The organism is Coprococcus sp. AF16-5, assembly GCF_003479365.1.
Taxonomy (GTDB): domain Bacteria; phylum Bacillota; class Clostridia; order Lachnospirales; family Lachnospiraceae; genus Coprococcus; species Coprococcus aceti.
Genome location: NZ_QUGZ01000002.1, coordinates 334,636 through 358,199, shown reverse-complemented (window position 1 = coordinate 358,199; position 23,564 = coordinate 334,636). Strand labels below are relative to the sequence as shown.

At 42.9% G+C, this 23,564-nt stretch carries 16 protein-coding genes and 1 other annotated feature (1 of these 17 running past the window's edge); of the genes, 15 read left to right on the top strand and 1 reads right to left on the bottom strand.

Annotated features, from left to right (window positions below; all coding sequences use genetic code 11):
- Positions 1–54, top strand: a binding site (T-box leader) (it extends 188 nt beyond the left edge of the window).
- Positions 55–234: 180 nt separating this feature from the next.
- From DWW70_RS06530 to DWW70_RS06490, 9 genes are all read left to right on the top strand, one after another.
- The gene (locus DWW70_RS06530) at positions 235–1,449 is read left to right on the top strand and encodes an aminotransferase class I/II-fold pyridoxal phosphate-dependent enzyme (protein ID WP_055146066.1); all 1,215 of its coding nucleotides are present in this window, start codon (positions 235–237) and stop codon (positions 1,447–1,449) included.
- 124 nt (positions 1,450–1,573) lie between these two features.
- On the top strand, positions 1,574–2,296 hold the full coding sequence (locus DWW70_RS06525) for a LytR/AlgR family response regulator transcription factor (RefSeq protein ID WP_118649497.1): 723 nt from the start codon (positions 1,574–1,576) through the stop codon (positions 2,294–2,296).
- A complete protein-coding gene (locus DWW70_RS06520) occupies positions 2,297–3,598 on the top strand; it encodes a GHKL domain-containing protein (RefSeq protein ID WP_118649496.1) in 1,302 nt (433 codons plus the stop codon).
- A gap of 135 nt (positions 3,599–3,733) precedes the next feature.
- Entirely contained in the window at positions 3,734–4,330 is a 597-nt protein-coding gene (locus tag DWW70_RS06515) for an accessory gene regulator B family protein (RefSeq protein ID WP_118649495.1), read from the top strand.
- Positions 4,323–4,463, top strand: coding sequence for a cyclic lactone autoinducer peptide (locus tag DWW70_RS06510; RefSeq protein ID WP_118649494.1), 141 nt, complete (start codon positions 4,323–4,325; stop codon positions 4,461–4,463). Before DWW70_RS06515 ends, DWW70_RS06510 begins: the two co-directional genes overlap by 8 nt.
- A 41-nt stretch (positions 4,464–4,504) precedes the next feature.
- The gene (locus tag DWW70_RS06505) at positions 4,505–4,948 is read left to right on the top strand and encodes a hypothetical protein (protein WP_055271994.1); all 444 of its coding nucleotides are present in this window, start codon (positions 4,505–4,507) and stop codon (positions 4,946–4,948) included.
- 83 nt (positions 4,949–5,031) lie between these two features.
- Positions 5,032–7,794: an FtsX-like permease family protein gene (locus DWW70_RS06500; RefSeq protein ID WP_118649493.1), complete on the top strand. Its 2,763-nt coding sequence runs from the start codon at positions 5,032–5,034 to the stop codon at positions 7,792–7,794.
- An 8-nt stretch (positions 7,795–7,802) separates the two neighbouring features.
- Positions 7,803–8,471 carry an ABC transporter ATP-binding protein gene (locus DWW70_RS06495; protein WP_055271992.1) on the top strand — a complete coding sequence of 223 codons (669 nt, stop codon included), beginning with the start codon at positions 7,803–7,805 and terminating at the stop codon, positions 8,469–8,471.
- A gap of 1,079 nt (positions 8,472–9,550) precedes the next feature.
- On the top strand, positions 9,551–14,185 hold the full coding sequence (locus DWW70_RS06490; protein WP_118649492.1) for a glycosyl hydrolase: 4,635 nt from the start codon (positions 9,551–9,553) through the stop codon (positions 14,183–14,185).
- Positions 14,186–14,280: 95 nt separating this feature from the next.
- On the opposite strand, the gene DWW70_RS06485 is transcribed toward DWW70_RS06490, so the two are convergent.
- Positions 14,281–15,627: an MATE family efflux transporter gene (locus DWW70_RS06485; RefSeq protein WP_015534375.1), complete on the bottom strand. Its 1,347-nt coding sequence runs from the start codon at positions 15,625–15,627 to the stop codon at positions 14,281–14,283.
- Positions 15,628–15,829: 202 nt separating this feature from the next.
- Here DWW70_RS06485 and DWW70_RS06480 point away from each other — a divergent pair, with 202 nt between their 5' ends.
- The 6 genes from DWW70_RS06480 to DWW70_RS14870 all read left to right on the top strand — a co-directional run bounded on the left by DWW70_RS06480 (position 15,830) and on the right by DWW70_RS14870 (position 23,488).
- On the top strand, positions 15,830–17,224 hold the full coding sequence (locus DWW70_RS06480) for a L,D-transpeptidase family protein (RefSeq protein WP_118649491.1): 1,395 nt from the start codon (positions 15,830–15,832) through the stop codon (positions 17,222–17,224).
- 9 nt (positions 17,225–17,233) lie between these two features.
- Positions 17,234–18,559 carry a GTPase HflX gene (gene hflX / locus DWW70_RS06475; protein WP_118649490.1) on the top strand — a complete coding sequence of 442 codons (1,326 nt, stop codon included), beginning with the start codon at positions 17,234–17,236 and terminating at the stop codon, positions 18,557–18,559.
- Positions 18,560–18,709: 150 nt separating this feature from the next.
- Positions 18,710–21,247, top strand: coding sequence for a hypothetical protein (locus DWW70_RS06470; RefSeq protein ID WP_118649489.1), 2,538 nt, complete (start codon positions 18,710–18,712; stop codon positions 21,245–21,247).
- Positions 21,248–21,294: 47 nt separating this feature from the next.
- On the top strand, positions 21,295–22,065 hold the full coding sequence (aroD, locus tag DWW70_RS06465) for a type I 3-dehydroquinate dehydratase (RefSeq protein ID WP_117549836.1): 771 nt from the start codon (positions 21,295–21,297) through the stop codon (positions 22,063–22,065).
- A gap of 157 nt (positions 22,066–22,222) precedes the next feature.
- A complete protein-coding gene (gene rsmH / locus DWW70_RS06460; RefSeq protein ID WP_117549834.1) occupies positions 22,223–23,269 on the top strand; it encodes a 16S rRNA (cytosine(1402)-N(4))-methyltransferase RsmH in 1,047 nt (348 codons plus the stop codon).
- A 63-nt stretch (positions 23,270–23,332) separates the two neighbouring features.
- The gene (locus tag DWW70_RS14870) at positions 23,333–23,488 is read left to right on the top strand and encodes a hypothetical protein (RefSeq protein ID WP_158576532.1); all 156 of its coding nucleotides are present in this window, start codon (positions 23,333–23,335) and stop codon (positions 23,486–23,488) included.
- The last annotated feature ends 76 nt before the right edge of the window (positions 23,489–23,564 follow it).

Sequence of the window (23,564 nt, the reverse complement as noted above, 5' to 3'; positions counted from 1 at the left end):
GGAACAAGTTCCTGAATTTAGGTGGTAACACGGACAAGAAAGTTCGCCCTAAGCATATTATAAGTATGCTTAGGGCTTTTATTTTGCGTTTTCAGGGTGACAAGCGGCTGCGATGCGCGAGCTTGCTCGCGGGCATCGGCAGATGCGGAGTAATCTCGAAGAAAACGCAAGTTAAAACCAACAATCAGCAAACACAGACAACAAGGGATCAAGAGATATAAAGGAGTGTGTATCATGAGAAAATTCGAAAAATCATCAAAGCTTGACAATGTGTGTTACGACATAAGAGGTCCTGTTATGGACGAGGCAAACAGAATGGTGGCTGAAGGGGTAAATGTCCTCAAACTGAACATAGGAAATCCTGCACCGCACGGACTTATGGCACCTGATGAAGTTGTAAGGGATATGGCATATAACCTCAGAGATACCGAGGGATATTCGGATTCAAAGGGACTTTTCTCTGCAAGAAAGGCGATCATGCAGTATTGCCAGCTGAAGAATATTCCAAATGTGGGAATCGATGACATATATACAGGAAATGGAGTCAGCGAACTTATCACCATGTCCATGCAGGGACTGCTTGATTCGGGAGATGAGATACTTGTCCCGATGCCTGACTATCCGTTGTGGACGGCTTCTGTTAACCTGGCAGGAGGAACAGCGGTTCATTATCTTTGTGATGAGCAGTCCAACTGGTATCCGGATATAGAAGATATCAAGAAAAAGATAACATCAAGAACAAAAGGAATCGTAGTCATCAACCCTAACAACCCTACAGGAGCTCTCTATCCAAAGGAGGTTCTTGAGCAGATAGTTCAGGTTGCAAGGGAGAATGAGCTTATCCTTTTTGCTGATGAGATATATGACAGACTTGTCATGGATGATAAAGAGCATGTGGCTCTGGCTTCACTGGCACCTGACCTTTTCACCATAAGCTTTAACGGACTGAGCAAGTCTCACCGAGTTGCAGGTTACAGAGTTGGCTGGATGTGTCTGTGTGGAAACAAGAGCAATGTGAAGGGATACATAGAGGGACTTAACCTCCTGTCATCCATGAGACTTTGCTCGAATGTTCCTGCTCAGAGTATAGTTCAGACCTGTCTTGGAGGCTACCAGAGTGCAGATGAGCTGCTTCTGCCTGGAGGAAGGATCTATGATCAGAGAGAGTATATTTATAAAGCACTCTGTGATATACCGGGAATAAGTGTGGTTAAGCCGGAGGCAGCGTTCTACATATTCCCGAAACTTGACAAGGAGAAGTTCAACATCACAAATGATGAACAGTTCGCTCTTGATCTTTTGAGGGATAAGCACATCCTCGTCACATGTGGAACGGGATTTAACTGGAAGGATCCGGATCACTTCAGAATAGTATATCTTCCGAATATGGAGATACTCAAGGCAGCAACAGCAAAGCTGGCTGATTTCCTGAGCTATTACCACCAGTAAAAGATAAATATATGGGAAATAATAGGTAGGCTGAGATTTCAGTCTGCCTATTATTTTTTTATTCCCAAAATATGACAAATGTTATAAAATTAACATAATAGATAAACTATACCAGGGGGCACAAATGTATAAGATAGCAATTTGCGATGATGAAAGATATTTTAGGAATGAAATATACAGGAGACTTGAGGACTATTTGAAAAGAAAAAATATAGAATACGAGATAGATATATATACGACGGGAGAGGAATTGTGTGAGTTAGGTGAGAAGATCGTAAATTATTTAATTGTATTTTTAGATATCAATATGAAGGGCATGAATGGAGTTGATGTTGCGCAAAGGATAAGATTATATAGTGAAAAAATATTTATAGTATTTATCACAGCATATATAGACTATTCAATTGATGGATATAAGGTTGGAGCGGTTAGATATTTATTAAAAAACAATGAGAATTTTCAATTTGCTATTGAAGAATGTATGGATGCAATTGACAAAAAGATCAATACTTCAAGGGAGATAAGACGATTTATATTCACAGAGGGTTCGCTAGAAATAATGGTTGAAAAGATAATATATGTCGAGAGTAGTCTTCATAGATTGGAGTTTCACATAAGTGGAGAAAGCGGCGTAAAAAACATGTATGGACGACTTGATGAATTAGAAGAAGAATTTAAAGAAAATAGATTTATCAGGGTTCATCAGAGTTTTTTGGTTAATTTAATGTTTGTCAAAAAGGTTTCCAGGTATAGTGTTTTACTATTTACAGGAGAGTCGATACCCATACCAAGGGCAAGGTATAGGGAGGTGGAAGAAAAGTATATTGCATTTAAGGGGAGAATGTAGATGTTTGAATATATTGGAAGTTTATTTATTGTTATATTTGAGACGTTTTGTTGCAATTTATTTTTTCAGAGCTTTGTATATAGAAGAGATAAATTAAAAGAATGGCAAAAAATTACGCTATTTGTTGTTATGGTAATATGTTTTTTTGCCAGTGGATTATTGCTATCATCTGTCCAAATAATAAAACTGATAGTTGCAATAATAAGTATCTCAACAATAATGTTTTTGACTTACCAAATAAGTATATGGCGTTCAGTAATTTTAGCCATGTTATTTTTGGCTATGGCGTGGGGGATAGATTATGTAGTTTATGTAGGAAATTCCCATATATTGTCGCAAGCGGGAGATGTAAAAAGTAAATATGAGATGCAGGGGGTGCTGTTGATAGTAATAGACAAGATGGTATTATTTCTGATTATCTTATTTATAAAGCGTTTCTTTTATCGGAAAAAAACAGAGATGCTTAGGGATTCAGAGTGGTTAAAGTTTATTGTATTTCCTATATTCACTATTATGGTTATAGCTGGAATGATAGCGGCTTTTTCTGATATAGATAGTCCAAAACAGATAGGGGTTGCTTATATGATAGCATTTGGCATGATAGGAATGAATTTAATCGTATATGTAATTTTGAATAGTGTGATTGATAACGCTATAGAGCAACACGAAAAAGAAGTTCTTGAAATACAAGTAAAAAATCAATTGAACCTGTATGATTCGATATCAAAAAATTATCAGAGACAGAAGCGTATTTCACATGAGTTCAAAAACCATATTTTATGTATTTCGGCATTGGTAGATAACCATCAGTATATTGATTTGGAAAATTATATAAATAAGATGAAAGACAAAATTAGGTCTGACGAAATATGTATAGACACGAATCATGTTATTGTAAATTCAATACTTAATGAAAAATATAATGAAGCGACTGAAAAAGGGATCTTATTTGTAGTTAAAGTGAATGATTTAAAAAATCTCAATATAGAAAATGAAGACTTGGTAGTATTGTTGGCAAATTTACTTAATAATGCAATTGAAGCCTGTGAAAAATGTGATAGTAAAAAAATTATTATGTTTAGATTCACCGTAGAGGATAATGAGACAGTTTTGTCTGTTGAGAACTCATACAATAAAAAATATTTATCATACCGGGGAAAGGAGATTGTCACAAATAAAAGAGATATATTCGATGAACATGGAGTAGGTATAAAAAATGTTGTAAGTATAATAGATAAATATAATGGAACATATACGATTGGATGTGAAGATAATAAGTTTTATTTTTCAATTGTATTATGATAAATTGCCTGAGAAATTCTTAATCAAACAATTTCCCGGGCAATTTTGTTGTTTTCTGCAAGATAATGTCATTTTCTGCAAGACATATTGCTATTGGGTAATTTCGTTACTATATTACAAATATGGGGGCGCAATATGGTTGCAAAACTTGCAGAGAGTATAGTTGATACATTGGAAAAAGAAAAAATAATTACTGCACAATTAAGAGAACATTATATATATGCCTGCATAACATTGATCGAAAGAATTGTAACAATATTGTCTCTACTGTGTATAAGCATAGGAATGGGAAATGTGGTTATCAGTTTTATATTTTTAGGATTCTTTAAGCTGTTAAGAAGTCGGACTGGTGGTTATCATGCAAAAAATTTCTCACAGTGCTATTTGTTGTCGCTGATAATATGTATTGCAGTAGTATGTATCTGTAGTAGGTTACAAGGACAGTGTATTTATAAAGGTATATGTATTATGTTTTTCATGGCATTTTTTGTAATATTCATAATTGGAACTGTAAATCATCCAAATGTTTGTTTTGATGAAAGTGAATTGAGAATATTAAAAAGATGGACAAGGATAATTTTAATTGTAGAAACTTCAGTAATAATTGGTGGCAGTGTATTAGGGGATATGAACAGAAAATATATTATGGCTATGATGTTGGCAATTATATTATGTGCGGTTCTCATGGTTTTGGCAAAAATAATAGGACAGGAGGTGAATCGGGGTGAGTGAGACGATAAGGAGAAAAGTATTAAAGATGGTTGAAAGAATCACTTACAATGAAGTAAAAAAGAATAATTCAGATGTGCCATTTTGTATAAGTATTCTTCATCAGCCTAAAAAACCACCAAAGATAAAGCTGTAGAAACCTAGGAGAAATGAATTAAGAATAAGGAGGATATGCATATGAGGATGTTTAAGAGAATGATTGTATGCGTGATGACAGCGGTAATGACGATATCATGTATGCCTGGGGTGAGTGCACTTGCGGGGGAGAGCGAGACCACAATGGCAGAAGAGCTAGCTGTAGAAAATAATAGTGTTGCAAGAGCGGTTGCATCATATTATTATGACTATGATTGCACTAGTTATACTAAAGTAGGACATGTAACAACGGCAGGTACAACTATGACACTGATATATAATGCTTCAACGAAAGGAAAAGTGAAAATAACAGTAAAGGATTCCAGTGGAAATATAGCAAAGATTATATATCCGCCTGCTGAAGGGAGCACAGGTACTTCACTTTCAACAACTTTTGGAGTAAGCAAAGGAAAAACATATTATTTTTATACTGAACCGACTGGTGCAAATAATAGGACTGCAGGATCGTTCAGAGTAAGATGCTGATATTATAAAGAATGTGCTAAAAATATAGAAATATAGCTCCGTCATAATTTGACGGGGCTAATTGTGTATAGCGGGGGGGACATATGAAAACAAACTTATTTCTGATAACAAAATACTGGAGATATCATAAAAAGCAGTTTGCGAGCATGCTTACCTCGATAGTGATATTAACGGCTTTCCTGTTGATTGCACTTTTGATGGAGAGAACAGAATGTAGACGGCAGTATGATGACAAGCTGCGGGGAAGTAGTAAGACATTTTATCTGTATAGCAATCTTGGCAGTGATGCCTATGAGGAGATGTCAGAAGACAAAAGGGTCAGCATGATCGGGCGTACGGCTATATGTGGAAAGCTGGGAAATGACAAAACACAGTATACATATGGTACATATATTGACGATGCGGCAGAGGATCTTGAATATGTAAAGCTTTCGTCGGGAAGATTCCCTGAAAAAACCGGGGAGGCAGCAGTGTACGATTATGTGTTGGAGGATATGTTTTTTACTGTTGATCCTGACTCGTATGTTGGAAAGGAAGTAACATTTGACAGTTATGATTTGGATGATACATATCTGTTGAGAACAGGTAGACATGTGGGACAGATTACGTTTACTATCACAGGTGTATTGTGTACAGACAGCAGAAGAGATCTTAAGGAGAACAGAGTAGACTGGGGATCTGACCTTTCGGAAGTACAGATGCCAACTATATATCTGTGGCGGGATGACTGTGATTTGGATGAGAATACATTCGTATATACTGCTGTCTCACTGTATGGTGATGACGAGATAACAGAGCAGTCGGAGAGCGCTATGGAAGAGTTTGCGCAGGATTATTATGACAAAACTGGAATATGGCCAAGATCCGGCCGCAGCAGATCGGCTGCAGAAGATATCTGCAACATTACCCTTGGAAACGAGAAGCTTAACAGCGAAAGTTATCTGTCGGACTCTGTCCAGGGAATACTATATTTCAGTGTTATTGCTGTGATCTTGTCGGCTATATCCCTGTTTGGCGTGATGATAACTGTTATGAGCGAGAGGCAGAAATCCCTGGATATCGTGAGAGATATAGGAGCCAGCCGGATGAAAGTGGCTTGGATACATATATTGGAATGGGGAATCCTGCTGGTTTCAGGAGTGATATGCGGCGGAGTCGTTGGAATCACTGTATATGAGGTCATACTCGAGATTCAAAGTCGTTTTCTGAGGCTGCCTAAATTGCGCGGTTATACAGTGGAGTGGTGTGTACAGCAGATTACAGAAAATCCATTTGTAATCTCTGTTGTGTGTGCAACAGGTACATTTACTCTTGGATATTTACTTTTTTATATATACCTTCATATAAAATCAAGAAGACTTATAAGAAGAGATCGTGTGAGATCATTCGGGAGAATCAAATCGGTGGTTTCCGGTATTCCATTTGCAAATACAATGCAGATGTTGTCTGTTGCCCTGATCCTGTTTGCGGCGGTGATGTGCTACGCATTCTGCTCTATGGACGGCAAGGGAAAAGGATATTTTCACAATGATGATCTGGACAGAGACACATATTATACATATGGACAATTGGATATGGAAACCAGTGATGTAGATATATGCCTTTATGATCAGGGGTCGGGGATTACTGGTGGAGTATTGCTTACAGATACAGGACTTACTGAGGATGGGCGCAAGAGCATTGCGGATATGAACGAAGTAAAGTCAATAGAGAGTTTCTCCACAAACGATGGCTTTGATATATTTTATGATAGAAATGACGAGGATATTCCGGATGGATTGTGGCAGGCGGAGGTCCAGTTTCCTGAAGATACAGAAGAATTCTATCATGCAGACGATAGATTTTATTTCAATGTTCCAGCGATATGGCTGGATGATAACGGAATGAGAAAGCTGGATAAATATGTAAAAGAGGGGTCAATAGGTACCCATAAAAATGGTGTGGCGTGTGTTGAATATGAATATGACGGAATGACCGCGGAGTCGCCATATAAGATAGGCGATGTAATGCATACAATGACAGTGAACGGAAAAGGCGAATACAAGGAGACTGTTGAAATCGTGGATGCGATAATTGTGATTCCGGAGACCACAAAGGAGAGCGATCCGATATTGTATGCAGGTCTTGGCAGAGCTTCACAGTATGGATATGCAATAGTGGCCTCACAGGACACAGCAGTCAGTATTGGGATGTTTAAGACATGTTATGACGTTACATATATATCTCTAAGCAACAGGGGAGATATTGATAGAGTTGTATCCAGGTTTGCTGACATATTGGACTCTTCAATGGAACTCAGGATACGAACGATAGATGAGTGTGATAAGGAGTATCGTGAGGCATATATATCACAGTATGCGAGCACAATATGTCTGTTCTTTATTCTTCTTATCATGGCGGCATGGGGATATTGGGAACTTGTCACCATGCGTTACCAGAATGGCAGGCGGAACGTGGCGATCATGCGGGCTCTTGGAATGGAGAAGCACTCATGGAACATGACGTTTATATGGCATAACATAAGAAATGCCCTGGTATCATGTGCTGTCGGAGCCGGTATGGTGTATGGCATGAGATGGCTTTTGCGCTACAAGTACGAACAGGCGCTAAACATGTTCAACTGGCCGGAGACAGATTTATGGAACGTCGATGCAGATGTTATAAAAGAGGTAACGAGACTCCAGCATGTATTTCTGTTCGACAGCGAGATATTTGTTGTCCCTATGGGAAGAGCGTTGGTACTGATAGGAACATTCCTTGTTGTGATTTCGACGATTATTACGGTGCTGGTCATTCATAAGAAGAAATCGGAAGAGATAATTGATGATCTGGCTGAAAAAGAGTAAGGGGGACGATGCATATGATTCAGATAAAGGATTTAAATAAGACGTATGGTGAAGGAACAAATGCTGTTCATGCACTTCGCAACTGTAACGTGGAATTTGAGTATGGAAAATTTACGGCGATTATAGGAACATCAGGCAGTGGAAAGTCAACATTGCTGCATCTGATGGGCGGACTGGATACAAAGGCAGAAGGAGAGATATTCTATGATGATGAAGATATACTCAGATATTCAGATGCACAGCTTGCAAAATTCCGCAGAAAAAATATAGGTTTCGTATTCCAGTTCTTCAATCTGGTGCCAGAGCTGACAGCAAAGGAAAATATATTCCTGCCAATGATGATAGATAAGGTTAAGGTAGATGAGGAGTACTTTGATAAGCTTACTGAAAAACTTGGAATTTCAGAGAGACTGACACATTATCCGTCACAGTTGTCCGGTGGACAGCAGCAGAGGGTTGCGATAGCCAGAGCGCTCATACACAAACCAAAAGTGTTGCTCTGCGATGAACCTACCGGAAATCTGGACTCTCAATCAGGAAAAGAAGTCCTGAGACTGCTTAGAGAACTGCAGAGTGAAGATGGACAGACTATAATTATGGTTACTCACGATGGAAATATAGCAGATCAGGCCGATCGTATCGTAAGGATAGAAGATGGACAGATAAAATGTGTATAATATTCACACAATTATATACATAAAAGACAATTTGATAATAAAACGCAACAACAATGACAATAAAATTGATAAATTGTCAAAAAATATGTTGACGATTTGCCTTGCATCATGTATAATAAAGGTACATTAAAGAACGGCCATTTGAAAAAGATACAGATGGCACACCATAGATTGTCACCCGTGACACGTAACATGTACGAAGTTATCTCAGAGATTTATAGAATCGTGAAAAAGACTTTACACATGGTGCGCAGGAAACAGAGATCCGTGGTACAAGTTCACGAAAGGAGGAGGTTCCGTTGGAGACAATTGAAGAACATTTTTATCATGATGGTAACTCAGAACTGGGAAGTTGTTTCCACACGAGATGCCTTTAAGATAAATCTTGAATCAGTCCACATGTAGATGCTGTATATAGCATGATTGAAGTGCCAGGACGCAGGTATTTGATACCAGATTTGATCCATCGTGATTGTTCAAAACACAAGATATGAGTGGTGTTTCAAGGGCATCAGGTCATATCACATACCGCAAGACCAGTGCTTATAAGAGGTTGGTACATATACAAGTTCATGCAGTGCATGTTATGAGTAGATGCAATTCGTACCCTGATAGTTTATATTCCGGTAAGTTTAATCTCTAGGCACAACGAATTTTTTCATAGATATTTATAATATAGTGGAAGAATCAATGGCATGTGTGGAAGCATTCAGATATTTTGATTAGATACTTCAATATTTGAAAAATGAATAAACTAATATAAAGCCAGTTGGTATTATGCCAGCTGGCTTTTTTATGTATTAATTACAACGTGTGTTAAACCACTGATTGCCCGCTCTGCGAGCTGTAACAATCCGTGCGGTAACAAGAAACTAATATTAATTGCAAATAACTTAAATTATTGACTAATATGGCGTGCAAAAGCAATAAAAAACAACTTAAATATTCGGTAATTAATGACATGTTCAACAATTAAAAAATGAGTTAATATAAGTATATGTATAAATATTAATCACGAATTAGGCTGTTCGTGGTGAGTAAAGTGGAGGAATATCACAAAAAAGAAAGGGTAAGGAAATATGGTGAGATTTAGAACAAGACTTGTTGCTGTGACATGTGCAGTTGCAATGGTTGGCTCATTCTGGGGAAGTGCAGGGGCAATAGTCTCAGCTGATGCAGCAGATCCGTCTGCGGAAATGGCGTGGAGCATCACTACAGACAAACTGGTATTTGACACTGGCGCAGATGCCAAGTGGACAGATAAAATTTATGCCAGCAATGATGAAGGTACATACCCAGAGTTAGGCAGGATCGATGATGTGTCTGTGGGTAAAAAGGCTGTGCTCACGGCAAATGTAACACTTAATGGGGATTTTTTAGGATTGGATGGTGCGGAGGCTGCTGACGGAACGTATAATGCGATCCAGCTTTCCTGTGCAATCAAGACTGGCGATGGATGGACATACACCAAGTCTGATGATTATCCATTCCTTAAAGCGGAAAATTTTACAGATGGCAAGACACAGGTATCATTTGCATTTGATGTGGAGGATACAGGAGCTGCGAACGAGATAATATTCCAGTACAATTCAAACTCTGCATATACTGGAACAATATCAATATCTGATGTAGAGATTCAGAGTGATGATTCAGGAGAGGAGCCTGGTGGTGGAGAAGAGCCAGGTGGCGGATCATCAGCAACAGGAAATGTGACAGGTGTGGCAGCACCTTCGATCACAGACAATACAGTATGGAGCAGTTCAGATGCAGTTCTCACATTTGACGCTGCTTCAGATACGACATGGAAGGATAAGGCGTACGCCAGCAATGACAGCGATACATATGCTGATATGGCGAGAATAGAGGGTGCAACTGTAGGTGAAAAGGTGAAACTCACAGCTACGGTTTCACTTGATGGCGATATATCAGGCCTTGACGGTGCTGAGGCGTCAGACGGATCATATAATGCGATCCAGCTTGCTTGCGCTATCAAGGCAGGCGACAGCTGGACATATGTCAAGTCAGATGACTATCCATTCTTAAAGAGTGAGAACTTTACAGATGGCAAGTGCAGCGTAGAGTTCAACTTTAACGGAGTGGATGCAGGCGATGTTCAGGAGATCGTATTCCAGTACAATGCAAACTCAGCATTTACAGGAAAGGTTCTCATCGGCGGCGTTGCAGTTGACAAGGTAGAGAGTGGCAAGAAGCCGACTACAACTGAGACAGAGGCTGGAAACTTCGCAGATGCAAGCCTTGTATTTGACACAGCGAGCGATGCAAAGTGGACAGACAAGGCATTTGCCAGCAATGATACAGAAAGCTATACAGATCTTCCTACAGTAGACAATGTCAAAGTTGGAGCAAAGGCAAAGCTTACAGCTACAGTTTCACTTGATGGCGATATATCAGGCCTTGACGGCGCTGAGGCATCAGACGGATCATACAATGCGATCCAGCTTGCATGTGCCATGAAGACAGGCGACAGCTGGGATTACGCCAAGTCAGGCGACTATCCGTTCATCAAGGCTGAGAACTTTGTCGATGGCAAGTGCGATATATCATTTGCATTTGATGTATCAGAGGTGGGAAATGTACAGGAGATCGTATTCCAGTACAATTCCAACTCAGCATATGCTGGCAAGATCACAATAAGCAACGTTAAGGTACTTGATGTTAAGGAGAGCAGCGGCGGACTTGAGCAGAGAGATCCTGCTGTGATCTCAGATCTCTCATCGGCTGAGGATTATGACAAGTGGAGCACAGAGGCCGGATATGCATACAAGCACGGCGATGCAGCCAACAAGGCCGGTAATGCCACACCTGACATATCATATGACAGTGCAAATGAGAGACTTAAGGTTTCTGTTGACTACTCAGCAGATTCAACTTCCTCATGGAGTGAGGCAAAGGTTAAGTGTGTTCCTACAGAGGCTATGGATGTGAGCCAGTACAACCAGCTCAGTGTGGATATAATCTACCCGGCAAAGCTCAAGGGAAGCAAGATCAAGTTTTTTGCAGATGGAATAATAAATAAAGATACAACCATCGACGATGATGCAGAGGATATCGGAGATGGATTAAAGAAGGTTACAGTTACTATGGGATTTACTCCTACAGATAAACCACTCAGAGATGTGACAATAGGAATCATAGGAAGCAGCACAAGCTTTAAGGGAAATGTATATCTTGATAATCTTGTTCTGTCACAGGCAGATACAACAAAGGATTTTGTCGAGATAACAGAGACTCCTGGTGCTGGTTCACCAGCGGATCTTTCACAGATGCCATCATCAGTTAGAGTGAGCGATGCGAATGCAGCAGACAGTGCAAAGGCACTTGCGGCATACCTGAATACGCTCATGAATAGTGATCAGGTTCTGTTCGGACATCAGAATGATGTGAGCAGAAGCGTAAATCCACAGGCGTCACTCGGTGATGTATATGATGTGACTGGACAGGTCAGCGGTGTGTTCGGAATCGACTCACTGGCAGTTACAGGCTCGGAGGCAGGCGGTTCAGACGCGGCTTCGGCACTGGCAAACTCAGTGGCATACAGCAAGACTGCAGCGGCAAATGGTGCGATCGTGTCATTGTCAATGCATATGCCAAACTTCTCCAGCTCCAAGATAGTGAATAACTCGGATGGAACATACAGTTTCTACGGATGTGATTTCTCAGAGTCCAAGGATCTGTCAAATGACATAGTAAAGCAGATTCTCCCAGGTGGAGAGTACAATGAGGTATTTACAGCTTACCTTGATGTGATCGCAGACTACGCATCACAGCTTCAGGCTGCCGGAATACCTATCATGATCAGACCATTCCACGAGAATACAGGAAGCTGGTTCTGGTGGGGATCAATGAACACAGCTGAGACATACAAGTCTCTCTACAGATATACCAAGGATTACATGGAGCAGAGCGGTGTACACAACCTTCTCTGGGTATACTCGCCAAACGGACCTGTCACATCAGAGGCAGCTTACGTGTCATACTATCCAGGCGATGAGTATGTAGATATCCTTGCATTTGACTATTACAACGATTACAATTCGTACCCTGCAGCAGCAGACAACTCTTTCTTTGACAGTCTTGATACAACATGTAATATCGTGTCATCAATAGCTGCAAAGAGAGGCAAGATACCAGCCATCGCTGAGTGCGGTGTCAGAGTCATGAAGAAGGACGGTTCAGACAACGAGGGACTTCTCGTAAAGGGTAATCCGGTTGGAACAGAGGCTTCAGGAAAGAACTGGTATCAGGAAGTCAACGACATTGCGAAGAAGAACAACATGCCATACTACCTCGTATGGGCCAACTTCGGAGATACCAACTTCTACGTTCCATATAAGTATGACGACACACATGGACAGGAACTTATAAATGACTTCATAAAGTACTACAACGACGACTCATCAATATTTGGTGGCGATACAGGATTCTACAGTAACATGGGAACCCTTGCAGGAGTATCTGCAAATACATACACGGGCCAGATGGGTTACATGGTATATCCATTTGACAGAGATACCATCCTCAAGGCGACAACACTCAAGGCTGGTGTTAAGAATGCATCAAAGGTTCAGTTCATTATCAACAATCCTGATACAGGTGTTAAGCTTACACTCAACGCTGAGGCTGGAGCCGAGATTGCCGCTGCAGGATCAGAGCCAACACTTTACACGGCTGATCTTACAGAGAAAAATCTCAGCAAGCTTGGAAAGACAGATACAGCAACCATCACACTCTTGGCAGATGGCGAGCAGCTCGCACAGCTGTCACACATAAGCCTTGGAAAGGCCAAGGATAAGGCTCCTGCAAATGTCATCGAGGACTTCGAGTACTATTCAGGAAGCGACGGACTTCTGGATTCCACATACACATCTAACTCAGCCGCAGGATGCAGCTCAAGCTTTGTTCTTGACAAGACTCATAAGAACGGTGGCACATACGGCGGTGCGTTCAAGTATAAGCTTGAGACAAATGGATCAGAGGTGTGGACAGGAAGGATTAAGTCAGAGCTTACAAACAATGATTTCTCAAAGTATAATGCGCTTGAGATGTGGGTACAGCCGGACGGTATGGGACAGAAACTTGTGATCCAGATCACAGATGGAAGCGGCGAGGAATTTGAGGTATACCTCACAGATTTCGTAAAGGGAACAAAGGCACAGTATGTTACTATTCCATTCAGCTCATTCAAGGGTAAGAAGGGTGGTACACTCGATGCATCGGATATAGTCAAATTTGCTGTATGGTGCAACTCGATCGTGCCGGAGGATCACACTGGCAAGTGGACAGTTGACTCAACTATCTACTTTGATGGAATCCAGGCAGTGAAGCTCACAGATGATATGCTCAAGAAGAATCCAGTGGACAAGAATGGACTTATCATAACAGATAAGTCACTGGTTAAGAAGGATGAGGCAGATCCGGGTAAGGCCAATCCAACAACAGAGGCTCCAACCACAGAGAATCCAACCACAGAGGATCAGACTACCGAGGCTCCAACAACTGAGAAGCCTGGCAATGACGACAAGACAACTGAGGCTACCACAGCAGCAACAACGGATGGAAGCACAGGTGGAAATGGACAGAACGTGGTAAATACAGGAGATAAGTCACCTGTAGACGTAATGTTTGCGATAATGATAGCATCACTTATCATGGCTGGTGCAGGCTATATCGTTATCAAAAAGGATAAGAAGTAATACTCATTTTAGCCATACAAAGAGCCCCGCTGTCGGCGTTGATGAAGACCACCGGCAGTGGGGCTTTATTTGTTGGTTTATATTTGTATGCAATATCAGTTTGCAGCACGTCTCTTCTCAACAAGCTTCTCCACAGGGGTTGTGAGATACATTATGGAGAGCATCAGTGTACAGCAGAACCAGATGATAGGCTCTGTGATGGTAACTCCGAGATATCCAAGTCTTGGAGTGAGGATCATAACCGCAAGTACCTTGCCGATCAGCTCTATAGTGGATGACATGACCGGAACGATCTTCCTGCCCATTCCCTGCATTGCACATCTCAGGACGAACAGAGGACCAAGTACATAGAAGCACGTCACGCCGATCCTTACATATCTCACGGCCGGATCTATGATGGCACTGGCAGATGTACCTGCAACCAGCTTTATAAGTGCCGGGCTGAGCAGCCAGCCGAATATTATCATGACAGTGGTTATGATCGTGTTTATGATGATCGCAGCCCTCACACCCTGATGTACCCGGTCGTACCTGCCTGCGCCCATATTCTGGCTTACATATGTCGTCACGGCATTTCCTACTATATATAACATGAACATGAGGATATCAAATATCTTTCTTGCCGCTGTGTGGGCGGTTACTATATCAGTTCCGAGTCCATTGATGGCTCTCTGGAGTATGACCGTTCCGATGTTCACTATACAGCTCATAAATCCCATGGCAAGTGCGGACTGTATGAGGTCTGACCGGTCACTCTTCTCTACGGAGTATTCATCCTTCTCCGGAATCAGATGCTTTGCCTTCACAAGTATATAGATCAAGGCAAGTATGCCCGCCAGCGCCTGTGATATATCGGTGGCGATGGCTGCACCCCGTACTCCCATGTCAAATGCCCTTATAAACATAAGATCCAGAACGATATTGAGTACAACTGATATACCGAGGAATATAAGAGGCGTCTTGCTGTCTCCGACTGCACGCAGTATGTTGGCGCACAGATTATATAATGAACAGAATATGATTCCAACGATTATGATTATAACGTAGCTTGCTGCCATATCCAATATGTCGTCTGGTGTTTTGAGAAGTACCAGGATAGGCCTTATAAATATTAGACTCAGAACGGTCAGGACAATGGATGCCAGCAGTGTCATGATGGCCGATGCACCGATACATCTTCTCATATTGTGATAGTCCTTTGCACCATAGTATTTGGCTATAGGGATGGCAAGTCCCATGGTTCCGCTGTTGAGGAAGCCTATTATCATATTCGAAATGACTGAGGTTGCGCCAACCGCGGCGAGTGCCTGTGAGCTTACGTAGTTGCCCACGATGGCTGAGTCTGTAAAACTGTATAACTGCTGTGCGATCTGTCCCAGTATCATAGGAACAGCAAATAACCATATGACTTTCATTGGCTTTCCGACTGTCAGATCTTTCATATATAATAAACCTCCTTAATTTTTTTCGCCTGATATTCGATTGTACAACAGTTCGCGATAAAGTCAATGTGGTTTTTGATTAATTTTAAAGAAAAATGTTTTATTTTGTTATATAAAATGTTATGTTAAAGTGTAACGATTAAAAATGGCTTGATTGTGCATACTAACATTTGACATATATTTATAGAAAGAAATGGAAAATATGGAAAAGAATAACAGACAAAAAAATAAGCGTAACAAGAAGAGACATGCGGAGCTCGAGAGAATTGCGTTATACGCAGTGGGAGTCATTCTGCTTGGACTGGTCATAGGCCTTGCTGTGAAAAACTATAGACTTAAGAGCAAACTGGATAATCATAATGAAAAGGACTCGGTTGCCACAGGAACATCGGCGGACAGTGATAATACGAATGGCGATGCCTCAGCAGCAACAACAGAAAAGGTTGCGGAACTCAAGGTTCAGGGAACTGTGGAATGTACGGACATAGCGGTTCCGGCGACTGAGCAGGAAGAGAATTATAATGGCGAGGATCTGGCGGACAATGGCTGTCCATACGCCATCAAGATAAACAGACAGGAAAATATAGTTACTATATACAAGCTGGACGCTGCTGGATATTACACTGTTCCGGTAAAGGCAATGCGCTGTTCGGTATCACCGGTGGGAGAGACTCCTGTCGGACTGTTCAACATACAGCTCAAGTGGGACTGGCTTGCACTGTTTGACAACTGTTATGGCCAGTATGTGTCACAGATAGATGGCGACACCCTGTTCCATTCCGTGCCTTATCTGGACACCACAAAGGATTCGCTTGAGACATGGGAATTCAACAAGCTTGGAACCGGGGCATCACTGGGATGCGTCAGACTGTGCGTTGCAGATACCAAATGGATATATGAGAACTGCGAGTCTGGAACATATGTTGATATATTTGACAGTGACTATTATGGCCCGCTGGGAAGACCTGTGCCGGTGACCAGACTGGATAACACTGATGAGACCGGATGGGATCCGACAGACATGGTTGAGGAGAATCCGACCGCAGGAACAGCCGTGATATACGGTGCGGAGAGCCACAGCATAAACCAGGGCGAGAACTATGACACAATGGCGGGAATATGGGCCTTCAATTCACAGCGTGAGGATGTAACGGATCAGTTGAAGGTTGAGGGAACCGTGGACAATATGAAGCTGGGAAAATATACAGTAAAGTACAGCTTTACAGATCAGGGCAGTGAGATATGTAAGAGTATCGAGATAACAGTGGAGGATGATGAAGCTCCCGTTATAACAAGGGTTCCTGTGGAGATAAAGCTGGAGAGTTACAATGGACAGGCTGATGAGCTTGCAGATCTTGTTGCATCTTATGTGAACGCACAGGATGGTGATACACTGATAAGGACAGGAGTGGCCACAGATGGCAATGGCAAGACTCTGGATGGACAGGCACTCACAAGTCTTGGACAGGACGTTATATGTGTGGCTGTTAACAAAATGGAGTCCAAGGCGGGCAGCTATACAGTTGTGTGCTGTGCGCAGGACAGCAGCGGCAACAGATCATCCTATCACACAGTCACAGTCACCGTTGAAAAGTAGAGGTGGATCATGGCAGACAGGAAAAGTACAATTTATGATCTCGAAGCAGAGAAGATAAAAGAAAAGATAATCATATTTGCCGCCGATACAGGTGGATATACACAGAAAGAGGTCTCCTTGGAGATCCAGGCATCCCTGGACGAGCTCACGGAGCTCATAGACACAGCCGGAGCCGAGGTCGTGGGACGGCTGGTGCAGAACAGGGACCGCATTGCAAATGACTTGTATCTGGGAAGAGGAAAGGTTGAGGAGCTCAGGGAGATGATATATGAGCTGGGCGCCACAGGAGTGTGCTGTGATGACGAGCTGTCACCGGCACAGTTGATGAACCTTCAGGACGCACTGGACATAAAGGTTATGGACAGGACAATGGTCATTCTCGATATATTTGCAGCACATGCTGGAAGCTACGAGGGCAAGCTGCAGGTGGAACTTGCACAGCTTAAGTTCAGAGCCACCAGACTCGTTGGTATGAGAGATTCATTGTCGAGACTTGGCGGTGGAATCGGAACGAGAGGACCGGGAGAGAAGAAGCTGGAGATAGACAGACGAGTCATAAGGGACAGGATCTCCAGACTGAAGGCGGAGCTCAGGAACGTTGAATCCCAGAGAAGCCAGCAGAGAAAGCAGAGACAGAGGAGCGCTGTGCCGGTTGTGGGCATAGTCGGATACACAAATGCGGGCAAATCGACCCTGCTGAATGCACTCACGGGGGCAGGAGTATTACAGGAAGACAAATTATTTGCGACCCTTGATCCTACGACAAGAGGATACAAGCTGCCGGGGGGACAGAACATACTGCTCACCGATACGGTCGGTTTTATAAGGAAGCTGCCGCATCATCTGGTCGAGGCCTTTGGCTCCACTCTGGAGGAGGCAAAATACTGTGATGTCATCCTTCATGTTGTGGACGCATCGGATGAAAACTGGGATAAGAACATAGAGACGGTGTACAGCACATTAAAGCAGCTCAAGATAGATGAGAATTCGGGAAAACCTGTGATAACTGTATTCAACAAGATAGACAGAATATCGAAGGATGACCTGGTGGGTGTGCGCGATCTGAGAGCGGACAAGACTCTGTATATCTCGGCTGCCACGGGACAGGGACTCCCGGAGCTTGCCAGTGCGATAGAGGAAATACTCAGAAATCAGAAGTCATATATAAGGCATACATTTGCATATTCTGAAGCAGGACTCACAGGACTTATCCACAAATATGGTGAGATCCAGACAGAGGAATATCTGGACGATGGCATATTTATAGAGGCTTATGTTCCAAAGTCCATACTTGGAAAACTTGGCCTCAGTTTCGATGGTGAAGCTGATTTTTAGTGCCGGCAATGTGGCGTATCAGGCGTTAACGTGCCATTTCACATTGCTTACATAATATAAAGAGATAATAAAAAATGTTTACATTTTATAAGTATTTGTGTAAATTTACAGAGGAAGGATAATGGTTATTCACACAGAAAGGGAGATATTATGAGTGATAATAACATGAATCAGATGCCGGACGGAATGAATCCTAACGGCGCCGATGGTCCACAGCCATCACAGAACCAGCAGGGTGATGCGGGTCAGCAGTATAGCGCAGACCAGCAGTATGCAGGACAGTACGGTCAGCAGCAGTACGATGCAAACCAGCAGTACGCAGCAGATCAGCAGTACGCAGGACAGTACGGCCAGCAGCAGTATGGAGCGAACCAGCAGTACGCAGGACAGTACGGTCAGCAGCAGTATGGAGCGAACCAGCAGTACGCAGGACAGTACGGCCAGCAGCAGTATGGAGCAAACCAGCAGTACGCAGGACAGTACGGCCAGCAGCAGTATGGAGCGAACCAGCAGTACGCAGGACAGTATGGCCAGCAGCAGTACGATGCAAATCAGCAGTTTGCAGATCAGTACGGTCAGCAGATGAATGCACAGCAGAGTGTATATGATCAGACCGTGAACATGTATGGTGATCAGGCGCACAAGCCTGAGTCTCCAAAGAAGAGAAAGGGTATCAAGATAGCCATAATAGCAGTTGTGGCAGCGCTTGTTATCATAGCAGCATTTGTTGTTGTATTCTTCGTGTTCATCAAGAAGAGTCCTAAGGATGCGGTTAAGGACGCGATGGAGAACACAGCAAAGGAACTTGAGAACAATAATATTGTGGGTATCGTCGGAGCAGATGACATAGATGTCGACAAGCTGGACGTTCAGTCAGATTTTACCATCGACAAGGTTGCCGGAGATGGTAAGCTCGACGGTTCAACATTTACATTTGACGCAAGCACAGCCAAGAGCGACGGACAGAACAGCTTCAAGCTTGGTTCTTCCATGACACTGGCAGGCGAGACAGTCAGTGCGGATGTTGTAATGATCGGTCAGACGCTCTATATGTCATGTCCTGATCTCTTTACCAAGACATTTTCATTTGACATGAACAGTGTTATGGCAGAGCTCGACAGCAAGGATGCGGGAGCCGGCGGTTCAGTTGACAGCGAGGCTCTTCAGAAGATCATAGATGAGGATCTCAAGCCGGCTGCAGATAAGCTTGCAGAGTCCATAACATATGAGAAGGTCGGCAAGGATGAGTTTACAAATGCAAATGGCAAGACTATCAAGGCAGACCACTACACAGTGACAATCACAACAGACGCTATAGATGAGTTCTCACAGGCACTGGTTGACAGTCTGAACAAGTACATGGACAGCAATCTGTCAGATGATATGATGGATCAGATGGGTGTTACAAAGGATCAGCTCAAGCAGTCCATCGGCACTATTCCATCTCTGGTCAGCGCAGTAATGACAAAGGATGCCGTTGCAAATGTATACGTAGAAAACGACAAGGTGATCCGTGTTGACTGGGATTATGATCTTGCAGCAGCAGGCGTTAAGATTTCATTCACAGCAGATTACATGGGTGACGGAAATGTCACATCAGATGCTGTAACAAAGATAGCACTTACATACGGTTCAGATGTAAATATAGAGCTCAAGAGTGAGTCAAAGACTGACACATCAGGAGATAAGATATCAACTGACAAGAAGTACACATTATCAGCAATGAGCGGCGGAGAGAGCCAGGAGTTCACAGGAAATGTGACATCAGACTATGACAAGAACAGCGGTAAGATGAGTGGAAGCATATCTGTTGATGTACAGGGTGAGACTGCTCAGGCTGCATTTGAGGGTGTCCTTGCAGATGTCAAGAAGGGCGAGTCATTCAGCATAAATGATGCAAAGCTCACAGTTACAGTATCAGGCGAGGATGTTCTTCAGTGCTCAGGAAATCTCAAGGTAGCAGAGAAGGACAACAAGATAGAGGCTCCTGCAGCAGGAGATGTGGTTGATTACTCAGTTCTCAACAGTGATGATGTAGATCAGTACATCAACATGGATAAGATGGAAAAGATCGTATCAGCATGGAGCGAGATATTTGACTCAGTAAGTGTTGACAGCAGACTTGACGGAAAGTTCGGCACCGACTCAAAGGATACTGAGGAGGAAGAGCCTGAGACAACAGAGGCAGCTACAACAGAGGAAGCAACCACAGAGAAGTCAAATGACAGCACAGAGGAGAAAGACCTTTCAAAGGTTACATTAAGCCTTGGCGATAAGTCAGTAAAGATCAATGATCCAAAGGGATACGAGAGAAGCTATGCTTCAGAGTATACCATATCTTATAATGATGAGAAGGGCGATGTATATGCAAGCTATTCTACATATACACACTATTCAGCAAGTGATCTTGTGAAGAACATGAAGGATACTTACACAGAGTATTACAACGATGAGAACTCCAAGGTCAACGAGATGACAGATGGCACAGTGAAGGCAAAGGATGGCACAGAGGTAACATATCTTGTGATACAGCTCACATCATATGATATGGACAGAACAGAGGTGCTGTTGGTATATCCTACAGGCGAGGATGTAGTCACATGTTCTATCAGCTACTGGGATAAGGTCGACAAGGTTGACGCGCAGAAGCTGTGTGAGACATTCATGGATGCAATTGAGATAAAGTAATAGCTGTACAACGTGCAGGGAAAATGTGAAAAAGGCAGGAGGCAGTGATGAAGGTCGTTAATGTGAAGAATGTGGCGATAGGAGAGGGAATGACTAAGATCTGTGTACCTCTGGTAGCTCCGACGGATTATGATGTGGACTATCAGTTGAGGATCATAGCGAAGTCGGAACCAGACATGGTGGAATTCAGAGCGGATATGTACGAGAAGTGCTTTGACAGAGAGGCACTTATGAAGACTCTGGCGAAGATCCATGATAAGCTGGGGCAGTTCCCTATTATATTTACATTCCGAACAAAGGGCGAGGGTGGCTGCATGGAGGCAACACTCAGCCAGTATCACGACCTTCTTATTGACGCTATAGACAGTGGATATATAGACATCGTGGATATAGAATATTTCTCCGACATGGAGATTGTGGATGAAGTCATAGCGGAGGCTCATTCCAAGGGCGTGTATGTCATAGTGTCTAATCATGATTTCAAGACTACTATACCTATGGAACAGATAGTTGACAGATTTAAGTCCATCATATTCACAGGTGCAGATATAGCCAAGATAGCCATGATGCCTGAGGAGGGATCGCAGGTCGTAGATATGATGCAGGCTGCAAAGGAACTGCAGGATAGAGGAAATCAGACGCCTCTCATAGTTATATCCATGGGCGAGCTCGGCGTGGAGACGAGAACCACAGGCGAGATGTATGGCAATACAGTATCATTTGCCACGGCGGGAATACCTTCCGCTCCGGGACAGATATCTGTGGATGCACTCAGGAGCCAGCTCACCATGATACATCACATTATAGCTGGTAAATAATATTAAATATATGATCTTATTATTCTGGAAGTCACGGATGAATGCCGTGGCTTCCATTTTTTTAGTGTTGTGTGGCTTGTTTCGCAGATATATGGTATTATGACATAAATGTTCCGGGGCCTTGTATGGCAGACGGCGGCTAAGGAGATAAGAATATATGGAAGAAAAGATACACAAGAGGAGAGTGCACTACAGTGGCACCCATCCGAAGAGGTTTGAGGAGAAATACAAGGAGCACGATCCTGAAAAATATGCGGATACGATAGAGAAAGTCATAAGCAAGGGAAGTACCCCGGCAGGGATGCACATTTCAATATGTGTAAATGAGATACTGGATTTCCTTCAGATACAGCCGGGACAGCAGGGGCTTGATGCGACACTGGGCTATGGTGGTCACACAAGGCGTATGCTTGAGAAGCTTCAGGGAAAAGGTCATATGTATGCACTGGATGTTGATCCTATAGAGATAGTGAAGACGAAGCAGAGACTGTTTGAAGCTGGATACGGAGAGGATATACTCACGATAAAGCAGACAAATTTCAGGAATATCGACCAGGTGGCAGAGGAGGCCGGGGGATTTGATTTTATCCTTGCGGATCTCGGAGTGTCTTCCATGCAGATAGACAATCCAGACAGGGGATTCACATACAAGTTTGATGGACCACTTGATCTGAGGCTTGATCCGGAGAAGGGTGAGTCGGCGGCGGAGCGTCTACGAGAGGTTTCGTATGAGGAACTCGTTGGGATGTTCCAGGAGAACTCGGACGAGCCTTATGCGGAGGAGATCGCCACGGTCATCATGAAGAGAAACCGAACTAAGAATTATGTGGAGACCACCACGCAGATGAAGGATGCCATCGAGGAGGCATTGGCATTTGTGCCGGAGAAGGACAGAAAAGAGGCTGTAAAGAAATCCTGTCAGAGGTGTTTTCAGGCTCTGCGAATAGATGTGAACAGTGAGTTTGAGGTTTTGTATGATTTCCTTGACAAGCTGCCGGATGCGCTCAGACCTGGTGGAAAAGTGGCGATACTGACATTCCATTCAGGTGAGGACAGACTGGTAAAGAGGGCATTCAAGGCGGGAGCGAAGGCTGGTGTTTACAGTGAGGTGAGCAAGGATGTCATCAGACCATCAGCGGAGGAGTGCGCCCGCAATCCGAGAGCAAGATCGACGAAGATGAGATGGGCTGTAAAAGCAGAATAAAGGACACAGAAAGGCGGCATCGTCTGTATATCATGTTAATATGATGACAGGGGATGTCGCCTTTTGGACATATGTTTCAGATGTATTGTGGCTGACTATTTCACAGGAGTTGAGACAAGTGAGATGAATGTGAGCTGCGCCTGTGATGGCATACAGGCAGAAGAAATGATCTATGAGAATCAGTATGATCTTTTTTCGGTGGAGATAAGCTCCCAGTAAATGCGTAACAGGCATACGGAGGATAGTAAAAATGTCCGGGATAATTTAGGTAGGACATTTATAGAAATCATAATAA